This is a genomic window from Streptomyces sp. So13.3 (assembly GCF_005860785.2).
In the GTDB taxonomy this organism is placed as follows: domain Bacteria; phylum Actinomycetota; class Actinomycetes; order Streptomycetales; family Streptomycetaceae; genus Actinacidiphila; species Actinacidiphila fildesensis.
Genome location: NZ_CP048835.1, coordinates 5,629,457 through 5,653,523, shown reverse-complemented (window position 1 = coordinate 5,653,523; position 24,067 = coordinate 5,629,457). Strand labels below are relative to the sequence as shown.

Annotated in this window: 17 protein-coding genes; 2 read left to right on the top strand and 15 right to left on the bottom strand. The window is 67.2% G+C overall.

Going from position 1 to position 24,067, the window contains the following annotated elements; genetic code table 11:
- Window positions 1-2: 2 nt before the first annotated feature.
- Window positions 3-647: a 50S ribosomal protein L3 gene (gene rplC, locus C8250_RS25545; protein WP_138352896.1), complete on the bottom strand. Its 645-nt coding sequence runs from the start codon at window positions 645-647 to the stop codon at window positions 3-5.
- Window positions 648-660: 13 nt separating this feature from the next.
- Window positions 661-969 carry a 30S ribosomal protein S10 gene (gene rpsJ / locus C8250_RS25540; protein ID WP_138352895.1) on the bottom strand — a complete coding sequence of 103 codons (309 nt, stop codon included), beginning with the start codon at window positions 967-969 and terminating at the stop codon, window positions 661-663.
- Between the two features lie 480 nt (window positions 970-1,449).
- Between rpsJ and C8250_RS25535 the strand changes: the two genes are divergently transcribed.
- Window positions 1,450-3,030, top strand: a complete 1,581-nt coding sequence (locus tag C8250_RS25535; protein WP_138352894.1) for a N,N-dimethylformamidase beta subunit family domain-containing protein — start codon at window positions 1,450-1,452, stop codon at window positions 3,028-3,030.
- A gap of 35 nt (window positions 3,031-3,065) precedes the next feature.
- Here the strand turns inward: C8250_RS25535 and C8250_RS25530 are convergent, their stop codons facing one another.
- Entirely contained in the window at window positions 3,066-4,085 is a 1,020-nt protein-coding gene (locus tag C8250_RS25530) for a PD40 domain-containing protein (RefSeq protein WP_138352893.1), read from the bottom strand.
- Window positions 4,082-5,380: an MFS transporter gene (locus C8250_RS25525; RefSeq protein WP_198357082.1), complete on the bottom strand. Its 1,299-nt coding sequence runs from the start codon at window positions 5,378-5,380 to the stop codon at window positions 4,082-4,084. The genes C8250_RS25530 and C8250_RS25525 overlap by 4 nt, the downstream gene beginning before the upstream one ends.
- 129 nt (window positions 5,381-5,509) lie before the next feature.
- Between C8250_RS25525 and C8250_RS25520 the strand changes: the two genes are divergently transcribed.
- Window positions 5,510-7,603, top strand: a complete 2,094-nt coding sequence (locus C8250_RS25520; RefSeq protein WP_138352892.1) for a PIG-L family deacetylase — start codon at window positions 5,510-5,512, stop codon at window positions 7,601-7,603.
- Between the two features lie 273 nt (window positions 7,604-7,876).
- Here C8250_RS25520 and tuf read toward each other — a convergent pair whose 3' ends face one another.
- The 11 genes from tuf to rplK form a co-directional block, all read right to left on the bottom strand.
- Complete coding sequence (tuf, locus tag C8250_RS25515) at window positions 7,877-9,070, bottom strand: elongation factor Tu (RefSeq protein ID WP_138352891.1); 1,194 nt, start codon at window positions 9,068-9,070, stop codon at window positions 7,877-7,879.
- A gap of 184 nt (window positions 9,071-9,254) precedes the next feature.
- Window positions 9,255-11,390: an elongation factor G gene (gene fusA / locus C8250_RS25510; protein ID WP_138352890.1), complete on the bottom strand. Its 2,136-nt coding sequence runs from the start codon at window positions 11,388-11,390 to the stop codon at window positions 9,255-9,257.
- 38 nt (window positions 11,391-11,428) lie between these two features.
- Window positions 11,429-11,899 (bottom strand): 30S ribosomal protein S7, encoded by a 471-nt coding sequence (gene rpsG / locus C8250_RS25505; protein WP_138352889.1) that lies wholly within the window; start codon window positions 11,897-11,899, stop codon window positions 11,429-11,431.
- A gap of 2 nt (window positions 11,900-11,901) precedes the next feature.
- Window positions 11,902-12,273, bottom strand: coding sequence for a 30S ribosomal protein S12 (rpsL, locus tag C8250_RS25500; protein ID WP_138352888.1), 372 nt, complete (start codon window positions 12,271-12,273; stop codon window positions 11,902-11,904).
- A 295-nt stretch (window positions 12,274-12,568) separates the two neighbouring features.
- The gene (locus C8250_RS25495; protein ID WP_138352990.1) at window positions 12,569-13,042 is read right to left on the bottom strand and encodes a DUF1707 and DUF4190 domain-containing protein; all 474 of its coding nucleotides are present in this window, start codon (window positions 13,040-13,042) and stop codon (window positions 12,569-12,571) included.
- Window positions 13,043-13,239: 197 nt separating this feature from the next.
- Complete coding sequence (locus tag C8250_RS25490; protein WP_138352887.1) at window positions 13,240-17,139, bottom strand: DNA-directed RNA polymerase subunit beta'; 3,900 nt, start codon at window positions 17,137-17,139, stop codon at window positions 13,240-13,242.
- A gap of 95 nt (window positions 17,140-17,234) precedes the next feature.
- Window positions 17,235-20,720: a DNA-directed RNA polymerase subunit beta gene (rpoB, locus tag C8250_RS25485; protein WP_138352886.1), complete on the bottom strand. Its 3,486-nt coding sequence runs from the start codon at window positions 20,718-20,720 to the stop codon at window positions 17,235-17,237.
- Window positions 20,721-21,256: 536 nt separating this feature from the next.
- Window positions 21,257-21,637, bottom strand: a complete 381-nt coding sequence (gene rplL / locus C8250_RS25480) for a 50S ribosomal protein L7/L12 (RefSeq protein WP_138352885.1) — start codon at window positions 21,635-21,637, stop codon at window positions 21,257-21,259.
- An 84-nt stretch (window positions 21,638-21,721) separates the two neighbouring features.
- On the bottom strand, window positions 21,722-22,282 hold the full coding sequence (gene rplJ / locus C8250_RS25475) for a 50S ribosomal protein L10 (protein ID WP_138352884.1): 561 nt from the start codon (window positions 22,280-22,282) through the stop codon (window positions 21,722-21,724).
- Window positions 22,283-22,704: 422 nt separating this feature from the next.
- A complete protein-coding gene (rplA, locus tag C8250_RS25470) occupies window positions 22,705-23,427 on the bottom strand; it encodes a 50S ribosomal protein L1 (protein WP_138352883.1) in 723 nt (240 codons plus the stop codon).
- Between the two features lie 77 nt (window positions 23,428-23,504).
- The gene (gene rplK, locus C8250_RS25465) at window positions 23,505-23,939 is read right to left on the bottom strand and encodes a 50S ribosomal protein L11 (protein WP_138352882.1); all 435 of its coding nucleotides are present in this window, start codon (window positions 23,937-23,939) and stop codon (window positions 23,505-23,507) included.
- Window positions 23,940-24,067 lie beyond the last annotated feature (128 nt).

The window sequence follows — 24,067 nt, the reverse complement described above, 5'->3', positions numbered from 1 at the left end:
CCTCAAGCCCCCTTGGCCGCGGTACGGACCAGGATGAGGCCGCCGTTCGGACCAGGTACCGCTCCCTTGATGAGGAGCAGGCCCTTCTCCGCGTCAACGGCGTGGACGGTCAGATTCTGTGTGGTCACACGCTCTCCACCCATCCGGCCGGCCATCTTCATGCCCTTGAAGACACGACCCGGGGTGGCACAGCCACCGATGGAGCCGGGGGAACGGTGCTTGCGCTGAACGCCGTGACCAGCGCCGAGACCCTTGAAGTTGTGACGCTTCATGACACCGGCGAAACCCTTGCCCTTGCTGGTGCCGGTCACATCGACCTTGACACCGGACTCGAAGGTCGCAGCGGTGATCTCCTGGCCCAGCGTGTACTCGCCGGCGTCAGGCGTACGAAGCTCCACCAGGTGGCGGCGCGGGGTTACGTCGGCCTTGGCGAAGTGACCCTTGAGGGGCTTGTTCACCTTGCGCGGGTCAATCTCGCCGAAGGCGATCTGAACCGACTCGTAGCCGTCGACGTCGTTGGTGCGGACCTGGGTCACGACACACGGGCCGGCCTTGATGACGGTCACCGGCACAATGCGGTTGTTCTCGTCCCAGACCTGCGTCATGCCGAGCTTCTCGCCCAGGACGCCCTTAATGCTCTTAGCCATCTCGCGCGTCACCTCAGAGCTTGATCTCGATGTCGACGCCAGCCGGGAGGTCGAGACGCATCAGCGAGTCAACCGTCTTCGGCGTGGGGTCGAGAATGTCGATGAGCCGCTTGTGGGTGCGCATCTCGAAGTGCTCGCGCGCATCCTTGTACTTGTGCGGCGACTTGATGACGCAGTACACGTTCTTCTCAGTGGGCAGCGGCACCGGGCCTGCGACGTGCGCACCAGTACGCGTCACCGTCTCGACGATCTTCTTCGCCGAGGAGTCGATGACCTCGTGGTCGTACGCCTTGAGCCGGATGCGGATCTTCTGTCCCGCCATGGCTACTCCGTAGTCCTTTGTCTCGTAACGCTCTGGAACCCGGTCGGTAGTGACTCTCCGCCGACCCACGCGGTCGGGCGTGTCGCACCCCTTCTCATAAATTTCCGCAAGCGGAAATCCCTCGGAGAAGGAAGCGCGGCGCTCTGACCGCAGGATGTGGTGAAGACTCCCACCGGGTGCCTGGCCGGAACCGCACTAACGCTTCCCGGAAGATTCCCGTACGTCCGTCATGCCACCAAGAGGCGGATCATGACGACGAGTACTGTGGGACTCGCTTCCGGTCCTCCCGACGGGAGGCGCGCAGCATCGGCGCTCGACCGAGCAACTTGGCTAGTGTGCCATATGGGGCACACTCCACGCCAATCGAGCCGGTGACACTACCACCTGGGCAGGCGGAGCAACCAAAGGCTCCCCCGGACGGTCCTCATCTGCGGAGTTCCCTGACATGGCGGGGACACGTCGGACGAGAAAGAGTGTTCGTTGAAGAGGCTGCCCCGTCTGGTACTGCTCACGGTCGTCCTCGCGCTGTTCGCCGGCGCGTGCGGCACCCCCGGCACCGGAGCGCTGACCCCGCCCGCCAGGACTCCCCAGGCCGCCCCGCCGCTCGACATGGACAACTGGTCGGTGACGGAGGAGAACCGGCGGCCCGGCAGCACCGCCTGGCGGCTGCGCGACCCGGGGCCGTCCGACGCGATCGAGGGCTTCGCCGACCACGTGAGCGTCACCTCAGGAGAATCGTTTCGGCTGTTCGTCTCCACCACCGCCAGGAGCTTCCGCGTCGAGGCGTACCGGATGGGCTGGTACCAGGGGAAGCAGGGCCGCAAGGTCTGGTCGTCGGCATCCCGGCCCGGTGAGCGGCAGGCGGGCCCGAAGACGGTGCCCGGCATATACCTGATCAGCGCGCCCTGGAAGCCGTCCCTGACGGTGAGCACCAGGAACTGGCCGCAGGGCAGCTATCTGCTGAAGCTCGTCTCCAGCCAGGGCCACGACCGCTGGGTGACGCTGACGATCCGCTCCACCTCCACCGTCGGCCGCACCGTGTTCGTGAACGCGGTCACCACCTGGGCCGCGTACAACAAGTGGGGCGGCGGCACCAATGTCTACGGCGACTCCCGCGGCACCACGGGACCCGGCTACGACAAGCGCTCGCGCAAGGCCGGCTTCGACCGGCCGTACGACGGCAAGGGCTCGCCCTTCAACTGGTACGAGCTGCCGATGCTCAGCATCGCGGAGCGGATGCGCATACCGCTCGCCTACGAGACCGACACCGACCTCGACAACTCGGCGGAGCTGTTCCGCGGCGCCCGTGCGGTGATCTTCCCCGGGCACGACGAGTACTGGTCGGCGGGCATGCGCGACAACACCCTCACGATCCGCGACGCCGGCGTGAACATCGCCTTCTTCTCCTCCAACGCCGCCTACCGGCACATACGGCTGGAGCCCAGCTCGCTGGGCAAGGACCGCGTGGTGGTGGTCTACAAGGACCCCGCCGAGGACCCGATGATCCTCAAGGACCCCAGCCAGGCCACCCAGCAGTGGCGGCTGCCGCCCGACCCGCGCCCGGAGAGCGTCCTGACCGGCGTGCTGTACGAGTGCAACCCGGTCTACGCGCCGTTCGTCGTCACCGACCCGGACGCGTGGATGTTCCGCGGCACCGGCGCCAGGGCCGGCAGCAAGTACATCGGACTGGTCGGCGTGGAGTCGGACCGGCTGATGGCCGGCGTCCCGGTGCCGCGCCCGATCCAGGTCGTCGGGGACTCCCCGCTGACCTGCCGCGGCGCGAAGACCCGGGCCAACGCCGCCTACTACACGGTGCCTTCGGGCGCCGGGGTCTTCGCCACCGGCACCATGAGCTGGGCCTGCAGCGTGTACGGCAACACCGGCTGCCGGGACCAGGCCGGCGAGCAGCGGGTGCCCGAGGCGTCCGGGGAGTTCGCCCGCCAGGTCTCCGAGAACATCCTGCGGGTCTTCGCCGCCGGACCGGCGGGCCGTACGTACCCGGCGCAGGACAACTACGCCCGGTACGTCTCACCGCCCAGCAGGATGTCCTTCGCGCACTGAGACTGAGGGCCTGTGGCCGGGCGGGCGGGGAGCGCTCAGCGCACCACGCTCGGCCCGTAGGCGCCCGACACCATCAGCTCAGGCCGGCCCGAACCGTCCGCGGGCTGCTTCCACACGTCGAAGGCGCTGCTGCCGGTCGGCAGGGAGTAGGCGATGGTGCGGTCGTCCAGCCAGTCGCCCTGGTCGTCCACGCTGCGGGTCTCGGCGAGCGCCGTCTCCCGCAGGGTCGCCAGGTCCAGCACGTACAGCCGCCACGGCTTGGACGGGTCGTCGGAGATCTTCTTCTTGAAGACCAGCCGGGTGCCGTCGGGGGAGAGCGACGGGCACTCGACGTTCTCCCGCAACACGGTCATGGTGCGGGCCGCGAAGTCGCCGCGGACCAGGAACGTTCCGCCGCTGGAGGAGCTGCCCAGCGTCGCGTAGAAGGTGTTGTCGTCCTTCAGGAACGACACCCCCCAGAAGTTCCGGTCCGGCGGTGTGAAGTCCTTGCCGTTCCGCCGGACCTCGAACGTCTCCAGGGTCGGCACCACCGTGTCGGTGCGCGAGTCGTAGATGCCGGTGCGGGTGGAGAAGCCGGCCGAGGTGTACGAGTCCCCGTAGACGAACGCCGTCCAGGCCGCCATCCGGCCGTCGGCGGAGAGCCGGGCGCGGCTGGGCAGGCCGGGCAGCTGGATCCGCTTGAGCAGCTTCATCCGGCTGTCGCGCAGCTCCGCGTAGTGGTGCACCACCAGGCCGTTCTGGCCGGCCAGGCAGAGCAGCCGGCCGGCCGCCGCGTAGCTGCGCTCGCAGGCCTGCGTGTCGACCTTCCGGCCGCCGCCGGGGCTGCCCACCCGCACCTCGGCCAGCCGGCCGAAGCCGGGGCCCTTGGCGGTGTCGCGGAAGATCAGCCGGGCACTGCCGCCCGGGGTGAGGTCGACGGCGCCGGCGACCGGGCGCACTCCCTCACCGCCCCCGGCGCGGGCCTTGTCGCGCTGCAGGGCGTACACCGTGTACCCGATGGCCACCGAGGCCAGCACGGCCACGCACACCGCGAAAACTATGATCCGGTTCTTCATACGTCGGCCACCTCGGGACCGTGGGCGGCACCCGGCCGCAGCAGCACCATGCACAGCAGCACGGCGGCCGTCAGAGCGACGGTGAATCCTTGGATGGTGTTCTCCGGGCCCCAGCGCATCCAGGCGGCGCCGAACGCCACGGAGGAGACGGAACGGCCCAGGGTCTGGGTGGTCTGCAGCACGGACAGCCCGCTGGTGCGCAGCTCCTCGGGGATCAGCGGCCCGGCGTGCGCCATCAGGACGCCGTCGGTCGCCGCGTAGAACAGCCCGTGCAGGGCCAGGACGATGAGGATCAGGGCCGTGCCCCGCAGGTCCAGGACGCCGCCGATCAGCAGATAGGCGCCGATCAGGCAGGCGTGCCCGGCCAGGAAGATCTTCCAGCGGCCGATCCGGTCGGCCAGCCCGCCCAGCGGCACCGCCGCCAGCAGGTACACCCCGGTCGTGCCCAGCGGGAGCAGCGGGAACCAGGAGATCGCCAGGTCGGTGCGGTTCTGCAGCGCCAGGTAGATGAACGCGTCGGAGACCGTCGCCAGGCCGAGCAGGCAGGCCCCGATGCAGGCCCGCCGGAACGCCGCGTTGCCGAGCATCCCCAGCCCGGCGCGGAGCGAGACCGCGACCCGGGCGGTCTTCTTCCGCGTGAACGGGTCCCTTACGAACAGCGCGAGGGCCACCACGCCGATCGCGCCGATGCAGAAGCTCACCACGAACACGGCGTCGTACGCGGTGCCCAGCGAGGTGCTCATCATCGACATCAGGGCGAAGGCGATGACCGGGCCGATGAAGGCGCCGACGGTGTCCATCGCCCGGTGCACGCCGAACGCCCGGCCCTGCGACTCCGGCGGGGTGGACAGCGAGATCAGCGCGTCCCGCGGGGCGGTTCTGATCCCCTTGCCCGCCCGGTCGACGGCCATCATCATCCCGATGCCCGGCACCGAGGCGCCCACCAGGGGGAATCCCAGCTTCGTCACCGCCGACATGAGGTAGCCGGAGCCCGCCACGGCCTTGCGTGCGGTGAACTTGTCGGCGAGGTAGCCGCCGACGATCCGCAGCAGGGCCGTCGACCCCGAGTACACGCCGTCCAGGAAGCCGAACTGCAGCATGCTCAGACCGAGTCCGGTCACCAGGTACACGGGAAGGACCGCGGTGACCATCTCCGAGGAGATGTCGGTGATCAGGCTCGTCATCCCGAGCGCGAAGACGTTCGCCGACACCAGACCGCGCAGTCCCCGGCGGCGGCCCGGACGTTCGCCCTCGGACCGGGCCTTGTCACTCGCCCGGGTCTCCGACAGATACACGCATCGCTCCCTTAACGCCCTGGTAACCCGACGGACCACCCTAGGTCAGCCGGCGTGCAGGTTCTCGCACGCAACCTCGGAGCCGTCCGAACGCTCCTATCTGTTGTGAGCGTCTCTACGAGGCGAAGGTTGTCCCGCAGGGAACTACTTGTCGCCACAGCCCTAGCAACCGCGGCCGCGGCAGCCGGCTGCACCAGCACGCCGTCCGACGCGAAACCGGTCACCGGTTCCGACCCGAGCGCGGTCCAGGCCTACCGGCCCGGCGCCAAGCCGCTGCTCCTCCAGGTCCTCGCGCACCCGGACGACGACCTGTACTTCATGAACCCCGACACCCTGCACGCCGTGCGCAGCGGCGTCCCGGTGGTCTCGGTCTACGTGACGGCGGGCGAGTCCGTGGGCGTGAACCACGCGCCGCGCACCCCCACGCCCAAGGCCAACCGGCAGGCGTACTCCTCCGCCCGGCACCAGGGGCTGCGCCAGGCGTACGCGACCATGCTCGGCCTCGACAAGTTCACCCCGTGGCGCCATTCCGCGCTGCGGCTCACCGGCGGCCTCACCGTCGAGCTCGACCAGCTGGCGAACGGTGAGCGCCGGGCCGATCTGGTCTTCGTGAACCTGTCGATGGGCGAGGGGAACCCGAACCTGATGGGACTCCCCCATCTGTGGGCGGTCCCCGGCATCACCCTGGACACCGTGGTGGCCACCGGTTCCCCCGTCGGAAGGTCCACCAAGGTGAGCCACCGGACCCTGGTGGACTCGCTGGCCGCGCTGCTGGAGCGCTACCAGCCGACCCTCGTGCAGACCCTGGACCCCGATCCCGACATCCAGGTGCACGACGCGGCCCACCACCAGAACAGCGACCAGAACGGCTACTCCGACCACCGCGACCACACGCCCGCCGCGCTCTTCGCCTGGAAGGCCCTCGCCCAGTGGGTGGCCGACAGCGCGAAGGCGGACGGTGACGTGCCGCGGTTCGTGACCACCTCCTACCGCGGCTACTACAACCAGCGCTGGCCCCGCAATCTCCCGCAGTCCGTGGTCCGGGAGAAGAACGAGTACCTCCTGCCGTACGGCGGAGATCCGGAGTGGGACTGCGGCAACGCCGCCGGCTGCGGGGACTACGGAGTCGGCCAGAACACCCCGCTGACCAACCCCAAGGGCTGGGTCCGTTCCACCCACTACCGCTACCCCGGCGCCCGGCCCGCGACGTTCACCGGCGCCGACGGCCGGCTGGAGGCGTTCAGCGTCCTCGGCACCCGGGCCGTGCGCTGGCAGGAGAGCGCCCCCGGCAGCGGCCAGTGGAGCGATCCCCAGGACCTCGGCGGCGGGCCGCTGGCCCCCGCGCTGGCCGCCGTGAAGGACACCACGGGCCGCCGGCTGCTGTTCGCCCTGCGGTTCTCCTCCCTGCAGGGCCAGGGCGGGCACAACTCACGCGAGATCGTCCTGCTGGAACAGAGCTCCCCCGACGGCGCGTTCCGGGCCTGGACCGGTATGGGCAACCCCGAGCGCACCGAGGACAACGGCCGCCGGATCGGCTGCCCGGTCGCGATCTCCACCCCCGACGGGCGGGTCCACCTCTTCGTCCGCAGCGCCGCCAAGGGTGTCTGGACCAAGGTCAGGGAGCCCGGCGGGAAGTGGGGCGACTGGCGTGACCTCGGCGGCGACGAGGTGCAGGACGGCCTGGCGGTGGTGCTCGACGGCCAGGCGCGGATCCATGTCTTCGCCGCCGGCCGCGAGACCGTCCACCACTGGACGCAGCCCGCGCCCGGGCAGCCGATGGCCTTCCAGGCGCTGAAGGGCATGCCGCAGCCCGGTGAGCCCCCGTCCGCGGCGCTCGCCCCCGACGGCTCCCTCACGGTCGCCTACCGGCGGCCGGTGACCGGCGAGCTGGTACTGCGCACGGTCGACGGCACGGCGTCACGGGACGGCGTGCTGACGCCCGCGCAACTGAGCGGGTACGGCGGCTACGCCGATGTCGCGGTCGGCGCCGCGCCGGCCCGCAGCGGGCACCGCGGCCTGCTGCTGCTCGGCAAGGAGCTCGACGGCACCGTCAAGCTCGTGGACACCACGCAGCCCGGCCGGCCGCTCAAGCGGCCGCCCTTCGCGCTCCCGGTCGGCACCCCCACGCTGCTGCACGGCGCCGACGGCCGGGCGTACGTGGTCGGCCTGGACTTCGCCGCGACCCCGTGGGTGTGGCGGGCCGAGACGCAGTCCACGGCGTAACCGCCCGGGGGACCTCCCCGCAGATACGTTCTGGAAAAAGGCCAAGGGCCCTGCCCCACCGCGAACGGTGGGACAGGGCCCTTGGTGTGATGCTCGCCAGGACCTGTCCGGCCAGCCCAGGCCGGGCCCGCGACGCCTGGCACGCACGCTCGCTGCGTTGCCGAAACGACCGGATAGCTCCGCTATCAGGACGCTCCGGCGCCTTGCGATCGCACGCACCAGACGCCGCGGCCTATCCGACCCAGACCGGCCGGACAGGCCCTAAGCGTCAGATCACTTGGTGATCTTGACGACCTGGCCGGCGCCCACGGTACGGCCACCCTCGCGGATGGCGAACTTCAGGCCCTCTTCCATGGCGATCGGCTGGATCAGCGCGACCGTCATGGCGGTGTTGTCGCCCGGCATGACCATCTCGGTGCCCTCGGGGAGGGTCACAACGCCGGTCACGTCGGTCGTCCGGAAGTAGAACTGCGGACGGTAGTTGTTGAAGAAGGGGGTGTGACGGCCACCCTCGTCCTTCGACAGGATGTAGGCCTGGGCCTCAAACTCGGTGTGCGGCGTGACCGAACCCGGCTTGATGATGACCTGGCCGCGCTCGACGTCCTCGCGCTTGATGCCACGGAGGAGCAGACCGACGTTCTCGCCCGCCTGGCCCTCGTCGAGCAGCTTGCGGAACATCTCGATACCGGTGACCGTGGTGGTGGTCTTGGTCTCCTTGATGCCGATGATGTCGACAGTCTCGTTGACCTTGAGGACACCACGCTCGATACGACCGGTGACGACGGTGCCACGACCGGTGATCGTGAAGACGTCCTCGATCGGCATCAGGAACGGCTTCTCGACGTCACGAGCCGGAGTCGGGATCGCCTCGTCGACGGCCGCCATGAGCTCGAGGAGCTTCGCGCCCCACTCCTTGTCGCCCTCAAGAGCCTTGAGCGCCGACACGCGCACGACCGGAAGGTCGTCGCCCGCGTACTCGTACTCGGAGAGGAGCTCACGGACCTCGAGCTCGACGAGCTCCAGGATCTCCTCGTCGTCCACCATGTCGGCCTTGTTCAGGGCCACGACGATGTACGGAACGCCGACCTGGCGGGCCAGGAGCACGTGCTCCTTGGTCTGCGGCATCGGGCCGTCGGTCGCGGCGACAACGAGGATGGCGCCGTCCATCTGCGCCGCACCCGTGATCATGTTCTTGATGTAGTCCGCGTGACCGGGGCAGTCGACGTGCGCGTAGTGACGCGACTCCGTCTGGTACTCGACGTGCGCGATCGAGATCGTGATACCGCGCTGGCGCTCCTCAGGAGCCTTGTCGATCTGGTCGAAGGCCGAGGCCTCGTTCAGGTCCGGGTACGCGTCATGCAGCACCTTGGTAATCGCCGCGGTCAGCGTCGTCTTACCGTGGTCGATGTGACCGATGGTGCCGATGTTGACGTGCGGCTTAGTCCGCTCGAACTTCGCCTTCGCCACTGGGGTCCTCCTGGGGAGTTGTTCTGTACGCCTTGCTTCATCGGCGCCAGGTGATCTTTGCTGGAATGCGGGCTGCCGGGGAATCCGCCACGCTTCTCAGGGCCGAAGCCCCGGTGGATTGCGACGAATGCCCCGATGCCTGCTATCAAGCCTAAGGGTTGAGCAACACTGCGAAAATTGAGCGCTACTCGCCCTTGGCCTTCGCGATGATCTCCTCAGCGACGTTCCGCGGAACCTCGGCGTAGGAGTCGAACTGCATCGAGTAGCTTGCGCGACCCGAGGTCTTGCTGCGGAGGTCTCCGACGTAGCCGAACATCTCCGACAAGGGCACGAGACCCTTGATGACACGGGCGCCGCTGCGCTCCTCCATGGCCTGGATCTGGCCACGGCGGGAGTTCAGGTCGCCGATGACGTCGCCCATGTAGTCCTCGGGCGTGGTGACCTCAACGGCCATCATCGGCTCGAGCAGTACGGGGCTCGCCCTGCGAGCACCCTCCTTGAACGCCTGCGAACCGGCGATCTTGAAGGCGAGCTCGGAGGAGTCGACCTCGTGGTAGCCACCGTCGAGAAGGGTGATGCGAACACCCACCATCTCGTAACCGGCCAGGATGCCGAACTTCATGGCTTCCTGGGCGCCGGCGTCCACCGAGGGGATGTACTCACGGGGGATGCGGCCACCGGTGACCTTGTTCACGAATTCGTACGAGGCGTCGCCGCCCTCGATGGGCTCCATCGAGATCTGTACCTTCGCGAACTGGCCGGTACCACCAGTCTGCTTCTTGTGCGTGTAGTCGATCCGGTCGACAGTCTTGCGGATCGTCTCGCGGTATGCGACCTGGGGCTTGCCGACGTTCGCCTCGACGCGGAACTCGCGCCTCATGCGGTCGACCAGCACCTCGAGGTGGAGCTCGCCCATACCACCGATGATGGTCTGGCCGGTCTCCTCGTCGGAGTGAACCTGGAACGAGGGGTCTTCCTCAGCGAGACGCTGAATCGCGATACCCAGACGCTCCTGGTCACCCTTGGACTTGGGCTCGATGGCGACCTGAATGACCGGGGCCGGGAAGTCCATGGACTCCAGGATGACCGGCTGCTTCTCGTCGCACAGCGTCTCACCGGTGGTGGTCTGCTTCAGGCCCATGACGGCGATGATGTCGCCGGCGCCCGCCGTCGGGATCTCCTCACGCTTGTTCGCGTGCATACGGTAGATCTTGCCGATGCGCTCCTTCTTGCCCTTCACCGAGTTCAGCACAAAGGTGCCGGTCTCGAGGCGGCCCGAGTAAACCCGGACGAAGGTGAGCTTGCCGAGGTGCGGGTCGCTCATGATCTTGAAAGCAAGACCGGAGAACGGCTCGTCCTCGGACGGCTGGCGCTTCACGGCTACCGACGAGTCCTTGACGTCGTGGCCTTCGATGGCCTCGATGTCCAGGGGGGAGGGCAGGTAACGGACCACGGCGTCGAGCAGGGGCTGTACGCCCTTGTTCTTGAACGCGCTGCCACAGAACACCGGCGTGAAGGTCGGCTTGCCCTGGTGCTCCGAGTCGGTCGAGGCGATGGTGGCGCGACGGATCGCGGCCATCAGCTGCTCTTCGCTGGGCTCCTGGCCCTCGAGGAACAGCTCCATCATCTCGTCGTCGTGCTCCGCGATGGTCTCGAGGAGCTTGCCGCGCCATTCCTGGGCGGCTTCGACGTGCGTGCTCGGGATGTCGACAGTGTCGTACATCTCGCCCTTGGTGGCCTCGGCGGACCACACCATCGCCTTCATGGCGACGAGGTCGACGACGCCCTTGAAGTCCATCTCAGTGCCGATGGGGATCTGCATGACCAGCGGAACCGCACCGAGGCGGTCCACGATCATGTCGACGCAGCGGTGGAACTCGGCACCGGTCCGGTCGAGCTTGTTGACGAAGCAGATGCGCGGAACGCCGTAGCGGTCCGCCTGACGCCAAACGGTCTCGGACTGCGGCTCAACACCGGCGACACCGTCGAACACCGTGACGGCACCGTCGAGGACGCGGAGCGAACGCTCCACCTCGACCGTGAAGTCGACGTGCCCCGGGGTGTCGATGATGTTGATCGTGTGATCGACATCGTTCAGCGGCCAGTGGCAGGTCGTCGCGGCCGACGTGATCGTGATGCCGCGCTCCTGCTCCTGCTCCATCCAGTCCATGGTGGCTGCGCCGTCGTGGACTTCACCGATCTTGTACGAGACGCCGGTGTAGAACAGGATCCGCTCGGTGGTCGTCGTCTTGCCCGCGTCGATGTGGGCCATGATCCCAATGTTGCGGACCTTGGCCAGGTCAAGCGAAGTGGTGGCCATTAGGCTCGGTCTTCTCTCGGTCTCGATGTGGGTAGTGACTACCAGCGGTAGTGCGCGAAGGCCTTGTTCGACTCGGCCATCTTGTGCGTGTCCTCGCGACGCTTGACAGAGGCGCCGAGACCGTTGCTGGCGTCCAGCAGCTCGTTCATCAGGCGCTCGGTCATGGTCTTCTCACGGCGGGCGCGGGAGTAACCCACGAGCCAGCGCAGCGCGAGCGTGGAGGCACGGGCGGGGCGAACCTCGACCGGCACCTGGTAGGTCGCACCGCCGACGCGGCGGGACTTGACCTCCAGAGTCGGCTTGATGTTCTCAAGAGCGCGCTTCAGGGTGATGACCGGGTCGGTACCGGTCTTCTCCTTGAGGCCCTCGAGGGCGCCGTAAACGATCCGCTCGGCGGTGGAACGCTTGCCGTGCAGGAGGATCTTGTTGACCAGCGAGGTCACCAGAGGAGATCCGTAGACCGGGTCGATGATGACCGGGCGCTTCGGGGCAGGACCCTTACGAGGCATGCTTACTTCTCCTTCTTGGCGCCGTAGCGGCTGCGGGCCTGCTTGCGGTTCTTGACGCCCTGGGTGTCCAGGGAGCCGCGGATGATCTTGTAGCGAACACCCGGCAGGTCCTTCACACGACCGCCACGCACGAGCACGATGGAGTGCTCCTGGAGGTTGTGGCCCTCGCCCGGAATGTAGGCGGTGACCTCAATCCCACTGGTCAGACGCACACGGGCCACCTTGCGAAGCGCCGAGTTCGGCTTCTTCGGGGTGGTCGTGTACACACGCGTGCAAACACCGCGGCGCTGAGGGGAACCCTTCAGCGCGGGTGTCATATTCTTCTTGACCTTGTCCTGCCGGCCGTTCCGGACCAGCTGCTGGATCGTAGGCACCGTTTCTCCGGTTTCTGTGTGCCGATCTCGATAAAACTAACCTGGGGCACCGACCCACGCGGTCGGGTGTGTCGCGGACCCCGCACGTCCCCGTGGAGCAGGGAACGTACGTATGTCGGGTGTCGCGGCCTCGGTATCCCCACGCGGTATCGGTAACCTCCCCCGGCCAGAGGCTGGGGGCACGCGCAAGGACCCGGGCACACCCCAGGCACAAGGTCAGATCGTACCTATCGCATCGGCTCCGGTCAAAACAAATGCATCAGCGCAGGACACGCCGCCCGTCGGGCTCGAACTCTCAGCCGGAACCGAAGACCATCCCGATCATCACGAAGAACAGGATGAGACCGAGGAATCCGGAGACGATCCAGCCCAACACCAGGCCGGCGACGGCGAATCCGTCCCCCGCCTCGCCGGTGCCGCGGATCTCCTTGCGGGCCTTGTGCCCGAGGATCACCGCCGGAATCGCCGTCACGAGGGTGAAGGTGCCCGCCAGACCACAGACGAACGAGGCGATGGCGGAGGTGTTCGTGCGCGGCGGGGCCGGCAGGAAGGTCCGCGGCACGTATCCCATCGGTGGGGACATCTGTACCGACATCGGCGACGGCCCCTGTGGGAGGTCGCGCACCAGCAGCTGCAACTCACCGTAGGTACGCGCCTGGTAGGCGGTGGACATCCGGTGCTCGTACTCCTGCTGCTGCAGACGCCCCTCCGCGAAGGCGGCCTTCAGGACGTCCACCGTGCGCTCCCGGTCGGCGTCGGCCGCCAGCATGCCAGGTACCTGGCCGGACTGCGGCAGCCGCCCGTTGCCCCACGGATCGAGTGACACGCGCGACACCTCCCCGCCTCGGAATGGTCTCTCCATACTGACGGACGCGCGGCGCCCGTGCGAAGTTCCGCGAAAAGCCGCAAGGCGGCCATCCCGGGAGGGGACGGCCGCCTTGCGGATCAGACTCTGCGGGACACGACTCAGCCGTTGTAGGGCCCGTAGTCGTAGTCCTCCAGGGGAACGGCCTGGCCGGAGCCGGTGCCGAAGGGCGAGTAGTCGATGTCGTCGTAACCGACGGCCGAGTACATCGCTGCCTTCGCCTCCTCGGTGGGCTCCACCCGGATGTTCCGGTAACGGGCCAGACCCGTACCGGCCGGGATGAGCTTACCGATGATGACGTTCTCCTTCAGGCCGAGCAGCGAGTCCGACTTGGCGTGGATCGCCGCGTCGGTCAGCACTCGGGTCGTCTCCTGGAAGGAGGCGGCCGACAGCCAGGACTCGGTCGCCAGCGAGGCTTTGGTGATACCCATCAGCTGCGGACGACCGGAGGCGGGGTGACCGCCCTCGGAGACCACACGACGGTTCTCGGTCTCGAAGCGGCCGCGCTCGACCAGCTCGCCGGGCAGCAGCTCGGCGTCGCCGGACTCGATGATCGTCACACGGCGGAGCATCTGCCGGATGATGATCTCGATGTGCTTGTCGTGGATCGACACGCCCTGGTTGTTGTAGACCTTCTGCACTTCGGCCACCAGGTGGATCTGAACCTGGCGCTGGCCGAGGATACGCAGCACGTCGTGCGGGTTGGTGGCACCCACGGTCAGCTTCTGGCCGACCTCGACGTGGTCGCCCTCGCCCACCAGCAGACGGGACCGCTTGGAGATCGGGTAAGCGATCTCCTCGCTGCCGTCGTCCGGGGTGACGACGAGCTTCTTCGTCTTCTCGGTCTCCTCGATGCGGACCCGGCCGACAGCCTCGGAGATCGGGGCGACACCCTTGGGGACACGGGCCTCGAAGAGCTCGACGACACGCGGCAGACCCTGCGTGATGTCGTCACCCGCCACACCACCGGTGTGGAAGGTACGCATCGTCAGCTGGGTACCGGGCTCACCGATCGACTGGGCCGCGATGATACCGACGGCCTCACCGATGTCCACCAGCTTGCCGGTGGCCAGCGAGCGTCCGTAGCAGAAGGCACACGTGCCGACCGTGGACTCGCAGGTGAGGATCGAGCGGGTCTTGACCTGCTCGACACCGTGCTGGATCAGCTGGTCGATGAGCACGTCGCCCAGGTCGACGTTGGCCGGCGCGATCACCTTGCCGTCGATGACGACGTCCTCGGCGAGCATGCGGGCGTAGACGCTGGTCTCGACGTCGTCCGTCTTACGAAGGACGCCGTCCTCGCCGCGCGCACCGATCTGCAGCTTGAGGCCGCGCTCGGTACCGCAGTCCTCCTCGCGGATGATGACGTCCTGCGAGACGTCCACCAGACGACGGGTCAGGTAACCCGAGTCGGCGGTACGCAGGGCGGTGTCCGCGAGACCCTTACGGGCACCGTGGGTGGAGATGAAGTACTCCAGCACGGACAGGCCCTCACGGAACGAGGCCTTGATGGGACGCGGGATGGTCTCGTTCTTCGCGTTCGACACCAGACCACGCATACCGGCGATCTGACGCATCTGCATCATGTTTCCTCGGGCACCCGAGTCAACCATCATGAAGATGGGGTTCGTCTTGGGGAAGTTCGCGTTCATCGCCTCGGCAACCTCGTTGGTCGCCTTGGTCCAGATCGCGATGAGCTCCTGCGTGCGCTCGTCCTTGGTGATCAGGCCGCGCTCGTACTGCTTCTGGACCTTCTCGTCCTGCTCCTCGTACCCCTTGACGATGGCCTTCTTGGCCTCGGGGACGACGATGTCCGTGACGGCCACGGTGACGCCGGAACGGGTGGCCCAGTGGAAGCCGGCCGCCTTCAGGTTGTCGAGCGTCGCCGCCACGATGACCTTCGGGTACCGCTCGGCGAGGTCGTTGACGATCTCGGAGAGCTGCTTCTTGCCGACCGCGTAGTCGACGAACGGGTAGTCCTCGGGCAGCAGCTCGTTGAAGAGCGCGCGTCCCAGGGACGTCCGCAGCCGGAACGTGTCGCCGACCTGGTAGCCCTGCTCGCCCTCTTCCTGGGCGGGCGGGGTCCAGCCACGCGGCGGGACGGTGCCGACCGGGAAGCGGATGTCGACCTTCGACTGGAGCGACAGCTCGCGGTTGTCGAACGCCATGATCGCTTCGGCGGTGGAACCGAACGCCCGGCCCTCGCCGATGAGCACGCGCTCTTCCGGCTCGGTGGTGAGGAAGAACAGACCCAGCACCATGTCCTGGGTCGGCATGGTGACGGGACGACCGTCGGCCGGCTTCAGGATGTTGTTCGAGGACAGCATCAGGATGCGGGCCTCGGCCTGCGCCTCTGCCGACAGCGGCAGGTGCACGGCCATCTGGTCACCGTCGAAGTCCGCGTTGAACGCGGTGCAGACGAGCGGGTGGATCTGGATGGCCTTGCCCTCGACCAGCTGGGGCTCGAAGGCCTGGATGCCGAGGCGGTGCAGGGTCGGTGCACGGTTCAGCAGCACCGGGTGCTCTGCGATGACCTCTTCGAGGACGTCGTAGACGACGGTGCGGCCGCGCTCGACCATGCGCTTGGCCGACTTGATGTTCTGCGCGTGGTTCAGGTCCACCAGGCGCTTCATCACGAACGGCTTGAAGAGCTCCAGCGCCATGGCCTTCGGCAGACCGCACTGGTGCAGCTTGAGCTGCGGGCCGACGACGATGACCGAACGGGCCGAGTAGTCGACTCGCTTGCCGAGCAGGTTCTGACGGAAACGACCCTGCTTGCCCTTGAGCATGTCGCTCAGGGACTTCAGCGGGCGGTTGCCGGGACCGGTGACCGGGCGACCACGGCGGCCGTTGTCGAACAGCGCGTCGACGGCCTCCTGCAGCATCCGCTTCTCGTTGTTCACGATGATCTCGGGGGCACCGAGGTCAAGGAGACGCTTGAGGCGGTTGTTGCGGTTGATCACACGGCGGTACAGGTCGTTCAGGTCGGAGGTCGCGAAGCGGCCACCGTCCAGCTGCACCATCGGACGCAGGTCCGGCGGGATGACCGGGACGCAGTCCAGCACCATGCCGTTGGGCTTGTTGGTGGTCTGCAGGAACGCCGAGACGACCTTGAGGCGCTTGAGCGCACGGGTCTTCTTCTGACCCTTGCCGGTACGGATGATCTCGCGGAGACGCTCGGCCTCCTCCTCGAGGTCGAAGGTCTCGAGGCGCTTCTGCAGCGCCGCGGCACCCATCGATCCGGAGAAGTACGTACCGAAGCGCTCGCGCAGCTCGCGGTAGAGCAGCTCGTCGCCCTCGAGGTCCTGGACCTTGAGGTTCTTGAAGCGGGCCCACACCTCGTCGAGGCGGTCGATCTCGCGCTGGGCGCGGTCACGGAGCTGCTTCATCTCACGCTCGGCACCTTCGCGCACCTTGCGGCGCACGTCGGCCTTGGCACCCTCGGCCTCCAGCTCGCCGAGGTCCGCTTCGAGCTTCTTCTGTCGGTTCTCGACATCGGAATCCCGGCGGTTCTCGACCTGCTGGCGCTCGACGGAGACCTGCGCCTCGAGGGAGGGCAGATCGCGCGTACGGCGCTCGTCGTCGACCCACGTGATCATGTAGGCGGCGAAGTAGATGACCTTCTCGAGGTCCTTCGGGGCGAGGTCGAGCAGGTAGCCCAGCCGCGACGGAACGCCCTTGAAGTACCAGATGTGGGTCACGGGAGCGGCCAGCTCAATGTGGCCCATCCGCTCACGACGCACCTTGGCGCGAGTTACCTCGACGCCGCAGCGCTCGCAGATGATGCCCTTGAAGCGGACACGCTTGTACTTACCGCAGTAGCACTCCCAGTCCCGGGTCGGGCCGAAGATCTTCTCGCAGAAGAGCCCGTCCTTTTCCGGCTTGAGCGTGCGGTAGTTGATGGTCTCCGGCTTCTTTACTTCGCCGTGCGACCAGGTCCGGATGTCGTCCGCGGTGGCGAGGCCGATCCGCAGCTCGTCGAAGAAGTTGACGTCGAGCACTTGTCGTCAATCCCTCTTTCAGGGTCGAGTGTCAAACATGGTCTGAACGGTCCGGGGCGGCCGGGACTCCGGTGAGGGAGCCCCGACCAGGCCCGTCAGACCTCTTCGACGCTGCTCGGCTCACGCCGGGACAGGTCGATACCGAGCTCTTCCGCAGCGCGGAAGACATCCTCGTCCGTGTCGCGCATCTCGATGGACATACCGTCCGAGGACAGCACCTCCACATTGAGGCAGAGCGACTGCATTTCCTTGATGAGCACCTTGAAGGACTCGGGAATGCCGGGTTCGGGGATGTTCTCGCCCTTGACGATCGCCTCGTAGACCTTCACGCGGCCGAGCACGTCGTCAGACTTGATCGTGAGCAGCTCCTGGAGCGCGTAGGCGGCACCGTATGCCTCAAGGGCCCACACCTCCATTTCACCGAATCGCTGTCCACCGAACTGCGCCTTACCACCCAGCGGCTGCTGCGTGATCATGGAGTACGGGCCGGTGGAGCGGGCGTGGAGCTTGTCGTCCACCAGGTGGTGGAGCTTCAGGATGTACATGTAGCCGACCGAGATCGGGTCCGGGAACGGCTCGCCGGAGCGGCCGTCGAACATCCGGGCCTTGCCCGAGGGCAGCACCATCCGGTCGCCGTCGCGGTTCGGGATCGTGGCCTCGAAGAGGCCGGTGATCTCGTCCTCGCGCGCACCGTCGAACACCGGGGTGGCGACGTTGGAGCCCGGGGGCACCTTGTCGGCACCGATGGACTCCAGCCGGCGGGCCCACTCGGTGGTGATCCCGGAGGTGTCCCAACCCTGCTGGGCGAGCCAGCCGAGGTGGATCTCCAGGACCTGTCCCGGGTTCATTCGGGACGGGACACCCAGCGGGTTGAGGATGATGTCGACCGGGGTGCCGTCCTCCAGGAACGGCATGTCCTCGACCGGCAGGATCTTCGAGATGACGCCCTTGTTGCCGTGACGGCCGGCAAGCTTGTCACCGTTGTTGATCTTGCGCTTCTGTGCGACGTAGACGCGGACCAGCTGGTTCACGCCCGGCGGCAGTTCGTCGCCCTCTTCGCGGTCGAAGACGCGGACGCCGATGACCTTGCCGGTCTCGCCGTGCGGCACCTTCAGCGAGGTGTCGCGCACTTCGCGCGCCTTCTCGCCGAAGATCGCGCGGAGCAGGCGCTCCTCCGGGGTCAGCTCGGTCTCGCCCTTGGGCGTGACCTTTCCGACCAGGATGTCGCCGGCGACGACGTCGGCACCGATGCGGATGATCCCGCGCTCGTCGAGGTCCGCGAGGACCTCTTCGGAGACGTTCGGGATGTCCCGGGTGATCTCCTCCGGGCCGAGCTTGGTGTCACGGGCGTCGACCTCGTGCTCCTCGATGTGGATCGAGGAGAGGACGTCGTCCTGGACCAGCCGCTGGCTGAGGATGATCGCGTCTTCGTAGTTGTGGCCCTCCCACGGCATGAATGCCACGAGGAGGTTCTTGCCGAGGGCCATCTCGCCCTCGTCGGTGGAGGGGCCGTCGGCCAGGACCTGGTTGGCGACGACGCGAGCGCCCTCGTCGACGACGACCTTCTGGTTGAAGGACGTGCCCTGGTTCGAGCGGCTGAACTTCGCCACCCGGTAGGTGGTGTAGGTGCCGTCGTCGTTGGCGACCGTGACGTAGTCCGCGGAGACCTCCTGGACCACACCGTCCTTCTCGGCCTTGATGACGTCACCGGCGTCGACCGCGCAGCGGTACTCCATGCCGGTGCCGACCAGCGGGGCCTCGCTCTTGATGAGCGGCACCGCCTGGCGCATCATGTTCGATCCCATGAGCGCGCGGTTGGCGTCGTCGTGCTCGAGGAACGGGATCATCGCGGTCGCGACCGACACCATCTGGCGCGGCGAGACGTCCATGTAGTCGACGTCGGCGCCGGGGATGTAGTCGATCTCGCCGCCACGGCGGCGGACCAGGACTCGGGCCTCTTCGAAGTGGTTGTCGTCCGTCAGCGGCGCGTTTGCCTGCGCGATGACGAAGCGGTCCTCCTCGTCGGCCGTCAGGTAGTCGACGTCATCGGTGACGATGCCCTCGACGACCTTGCGGTACGGGGTCTCCACGAAGCCGAAGGCGTTGACCCGGCCGTAGGAGGCGAGCGAGCCGATCAGGCCGATGTTCGGGCCTTCCGGGGTCTCGATCGGACACATGCGGCCGTAGTGCGACGGGTGAACGTCACGGACCTCGAAGCCGGCGCGCTCACGGGAGAGACCACCCGGGCCCAGCGCGGACAGACGACGCTTGTGGGTCAGGCCCGACAGCGGGTTCGTCTGGTCCATGAACTGGGACAGCTGGCTGGTGCCGAAGAACTCCTTGATGGAGGCGACGACCGGCCGGATGTTGATCAGGGTCTGCGGCGTGATCGCCTCGACGTCCTGGGTGGTCATCCGCTCGCGGACGACGCGCTCCATACGAGCCAGGCCGGTACGGACCTGGTTCTGGATGAGCTCGCCGACGTTGCGCAGACGACGGTTGCCGAAGTGGTCGATGTCGTCGGTCTCGACGACGATGTTGCGGCCGTCCTCGCCCACGGTCTCGGTCTCACCGGCGTGCAGCTTGACCAGGTACTTGATGGTCGCGAGAACGTCGGCCGTGGTCAGCACGCCGGCGTCGAGCGGCTTGTCGCTGCCGAGCTTCTTGTTCACCTTGTAGCGGCCGACCTTCGCGAGGTCGTAGCGCTTCGGGTTGAAGTAGAGGTTCTCGAGCAGCGTCTGCGCGGCCTCGCGGGTCGGCGGTTCGCCCGGACGCAGCTTGCGGTAGATGTCGAGCAGCGCGTCGTCCTGGCCCTGGGTGTGGTCCTTCTCCAGGGTGGCGCGCATCGACTCGTACTCGCCGAACTCCTCCAGGATCTGCTCGGTCGTCCAACCGAGAGCCTTCAGGAGCACGGTGACCGACTGCTTGCGCTTGCGGTCGATGCGGACACCGACCATGTCGCGCTTGTCGATCTCGAGCTCGAGCCAGGCACCGCGGGACGGGATGACCTTCGCCGAGAAGATGTCCTTGTCGGACGTCTTGTCGATCGAGGAGTCGAAGTAGACGCCCGGCGAGCGGACCAGCTGCGACACGACGACACGCTCGGTGCCGTTGATGCAGAAGGTGCCCTTGTTGGTCATGAGCGGGAAGTCGCCCATGAAGACCGTCTGCGACTTGATCTCGCCGGTCTCGTTGTTGGTGAACTCGGCGGTGACGAAGAGCGGAGCGCCGTACGTGAAGTCGCGCTCCTTGCACTCGTCGATCGAGTTCTTCGGAGGCTCAAAACGGTGGTCGCGGAAGGTGAGCGACATCGACCCGGAGAAGTCTTCGATCGGAGAGATCTCCTCGAAGATCTCTTCCAGACCCGACTTCCTGGGGACGTCCTGGCCACTTTCCAGAGCCGCCTCGACACGAGCCTTCCACGCGGCGTTGCCGAGCAGCCAGTCAAAGCTCTCGGTCTGCAGCGCGAGGAGGTTCGGTACCTCGAGGGGTTCCTTGATCTTCGCAAAAGAGATGCGCAGCGGTGAAGTGCTGGCACCGTTGTTCGTATTGGCAGTCGAGGCGTTGCGCGAGGCGGCCAAGAGGGGGTCCTTCCGAGGGCTCGGACTCACTACGCGCATACCGGTGTCCGCCCCCGAGCACACAGGGATGTCCTCAAAGCGGGACATCTCTTCATTCAGTGCTCAGGCTTGGGGCTGTCCCTGGTGACGGGCCAGGCTACAGCTAACAGGCAGCGCAAAGGGTCAGTGTAGCCACTCGGCACACTGATGTCCAGGCAGAGATTCGGAGTACCGAATCATTGCCCCCTCGCCACTGTTGTCGACCCGGTCTCGGCACCGGATCTGTGCTTGACGCTAGGCATTCCCGCATCGCGGTCGATCCATGCCTCGGACCCCGGATCGAACTTACGACGCGTCCTGAGAATTGCGCGCCGCGTGCGGTTCGTCAAGGCCTCAGCCCCCCGGAGATCCGCACGGCCCCCCTGGCCCGGCGGGGATGATCACCTTACCCCCGGGCGGCTACAGGTCCCCTGGAGGACCCCGGGAACGACCGAGGGCGGCCACCCTTTCGGGTGGCCGCCCTGCGGCTGTTCAGCCCCCTGGAGAGGGGCTGGGACTTACTTGACCTCGACGCCCGCGCCAGCGGCCTTGAGGGACTCGGCAGCCTTCTCGGCGGCCTCCTTGGTGACCTTCTCGAGGACCGGCTTCGGAGCGCCGTCGACGAGGTCCTTGGCCTCCTTCAGACCCAGCGAGGTGAGCTCACGCACAACCTTGATGACCTGGATCTTCTTCTCGCCGGCACCGGTGAGGATGACGTCGAACTCGTCCTGCTCCTCCGGGGCGTCCGCGACGGCGGCAGCGCCACCGGCGGCGACGGCGACCGGGGCGGCAGCCTTGACGTCGAACTTCTCTTCGAACGCCTTGACGAACTCGGAGAGCTCGATGAGGGTCAGGGTCTCGAACTGCGCGAGCAGCTCTTCCTGGGACAGCTTCGCCATGATTGGCGTCCTTCCACTATTCGGCAGGTGCCGGGTGTACATGAAGGCGGGCGTGAGGCGCCCGCTGCGACCAGGGGCGGAGAGTTACTCCGCCACCTCGGCCTCGGCGGGAGCCGGCGTACCGGCACCGCCCTGCTCGACCTTGGCGCGAAGCGCGTCCGCAGTGCGGACGAACTCCGTGAGCGGGGCCTGGAAAGTCGCCGCGGCCTTGGCCATCGACGCCTTGATGCCACCGGCCACCTTGGCGAGCAGAACCTCGCGGGACTCGAGGTCCGCGAGCTTCTTGATCTCATCAGCGGTCAGCGCCTTACCGTCAAGGACACCGCCCTTGATGATGAGGTTGGGGTTGTCCTTGGCGAAGTCACGCAGACTCTTCGCCGACTCCACCGGGTCACCGGTGACGAAGGCAACCGCCGTCGGACCTGCGAACAGGTCGTCCAGCGTGCTGATCCCGGCCTCGTTGGCCGCGATCTTGGTCAGCGTGTTCTTCACCACGGCGTACTGAGCGTTCTCACCGAGCGAACGGCGCAGCGTCTTGAGCTGCGCCACGGTGAGACCGCGGTACTCGGTCAGCATTGCGGCATTGGAGCTGCGGAACTTGTCCGTCAGCTCGGCAACCGCAGCAGCCTTATCGGGCCTCGCCATGAGTCTCGGCCTCCTTCCGGGTGATTCGGACCGCACGGAAGGGGCTGGGCAACACGAACGCCCCGGCGCAGGCGCACGGGGCGTTACTCAACCAGAATGAATTCCAGGAGTTCTTCCACAGCAACCTGAGCGGGTCGTCCGCAGCTAGCGGATCCTTCGGCCGCCGCGCTCCTCAACGAGGGCACAGCAGCGACCAGCGGTCTTTGGCTTCTTCGGTAGCGTACGCGAACGGGTCGCGATCCGGCAAATCGCCTCAACGGGCCGCTCAGCGGCCGCGTTCGGGCCGGAACGCCGTGGGGGCGCCGGCGCCCCCGTCCGGGCGGGACAGGGGCGTACAGGGCCGGGACAGCTGACAGGCCGGGCCCCGCTCCGGAGAGGAGCGGGGCCCGGCCCGAGTCGCGTACGCGGCGGCGTCGTCAGAATCAGACGGCGGCCGGGTCCTCTTCGACGAGGAGGTTGCGGGTACGACTCTGGTCCACCGGGATACCGGGGCCCATCGTGGTGCTGATGACGGCCTTCTTGATGTACCGGCCCTTGGAGGCGGACGGCTTCAGACGAAGGAGCTCGTCCAGGGCCGCGCCGTAGTTCTCGACCAGCTGCGCGTCATCGAACGACACCTTGCCGATGATGAAGTGCATGTTCGAGTGCTTGTCGACGCGGAACTCGATCTTGCCGCCCTTGATCTCGGTCACGGCCTTGGCCACGTCCGGGGTCACGGTGCCGGTCTTCGGGTTCGGCATCAGGCCACGGGGACCGAGCACGCGGCCGAGGCGGCCGACCTTGCCCATGAGGTCCGGGGTGGCGACGACGGCGTCGAAGTCGAGGCGGCCCTTGGCCACCTCTTCGATGAGCTCGTCGGAGCCGACGATGTCGGCGCCGGCGGCACGCGCGGCCTCGGCACGGTCACCGGTCGCGAAGACCAGGACCCGGGCGGTCTTGCCGGTGCCGTGGGGGAGGTTCACGGTGCCGCGGACCATCTGGTCGGCCTTGCGCGGGTCGACACCCAGGCACATGGCGACCTCGACGGTCGAGTCGAACTTCGTCGCTGCGGTCTCCTTGGCGAGACGGACGGCCTCGAGCGGGGCGTAGAGCTTCTCCCGGTCGATCTTCGCGTCCGCAGCGCGGAGAGTCTTGCTGCGCTTCACTGCTGCTCCTCAATGGTGAGTGGAGTCGTGGTACGGACCGCGCGCGGCCCTTCCACAGACGTGCTTCGGGGTGGGTGTCAGCCCTCGACCGTGATGCCCATGGAACGGGCGGTGCCGGCGATGATCTTCGACGCGGCGTCCAGGTCGTTGGCGTTCAGGTCCGGCATCTTGACGGTGGCGATGTCACGCACCTGAGCGGCGGTGAGCTTCGCGACCTTCTTGACGTGCGGCTCGCCGGAGCCCTTCTCCACGCCCGCGGCCTTGAGGATCAGCTTCGCGGCCGGCGGAGTCTTGGTGATGAAGGTGAAGGAGCGGTCGTCGTAGACCGTGATCTCCACCGGCACGACCATGCCACGCTGCGACTCGGTCGCGGCGTTGTAGGCCTTGCAGAACTCCATGATGTTGACGCCGTGCTGGCCCAGTGCGGGGCCGACGGGCGGGGCGGGGTTGGCCGCGCCCGCGTTGATCTGGAGCTTGATAAGCCCCGTGATCTTCTTCTTCTTGGGAGGCATTGCTCTCTCCGGGTCCTAGTGAGAGTTGTTTCGCCTGCTAGCAGGCATACCGCACCACGATAACGGGTATCGCGGCGTGGCCTGAAACCAAACAGGCCAGACCGGCGATGAAATCCGGTCTGACCTGG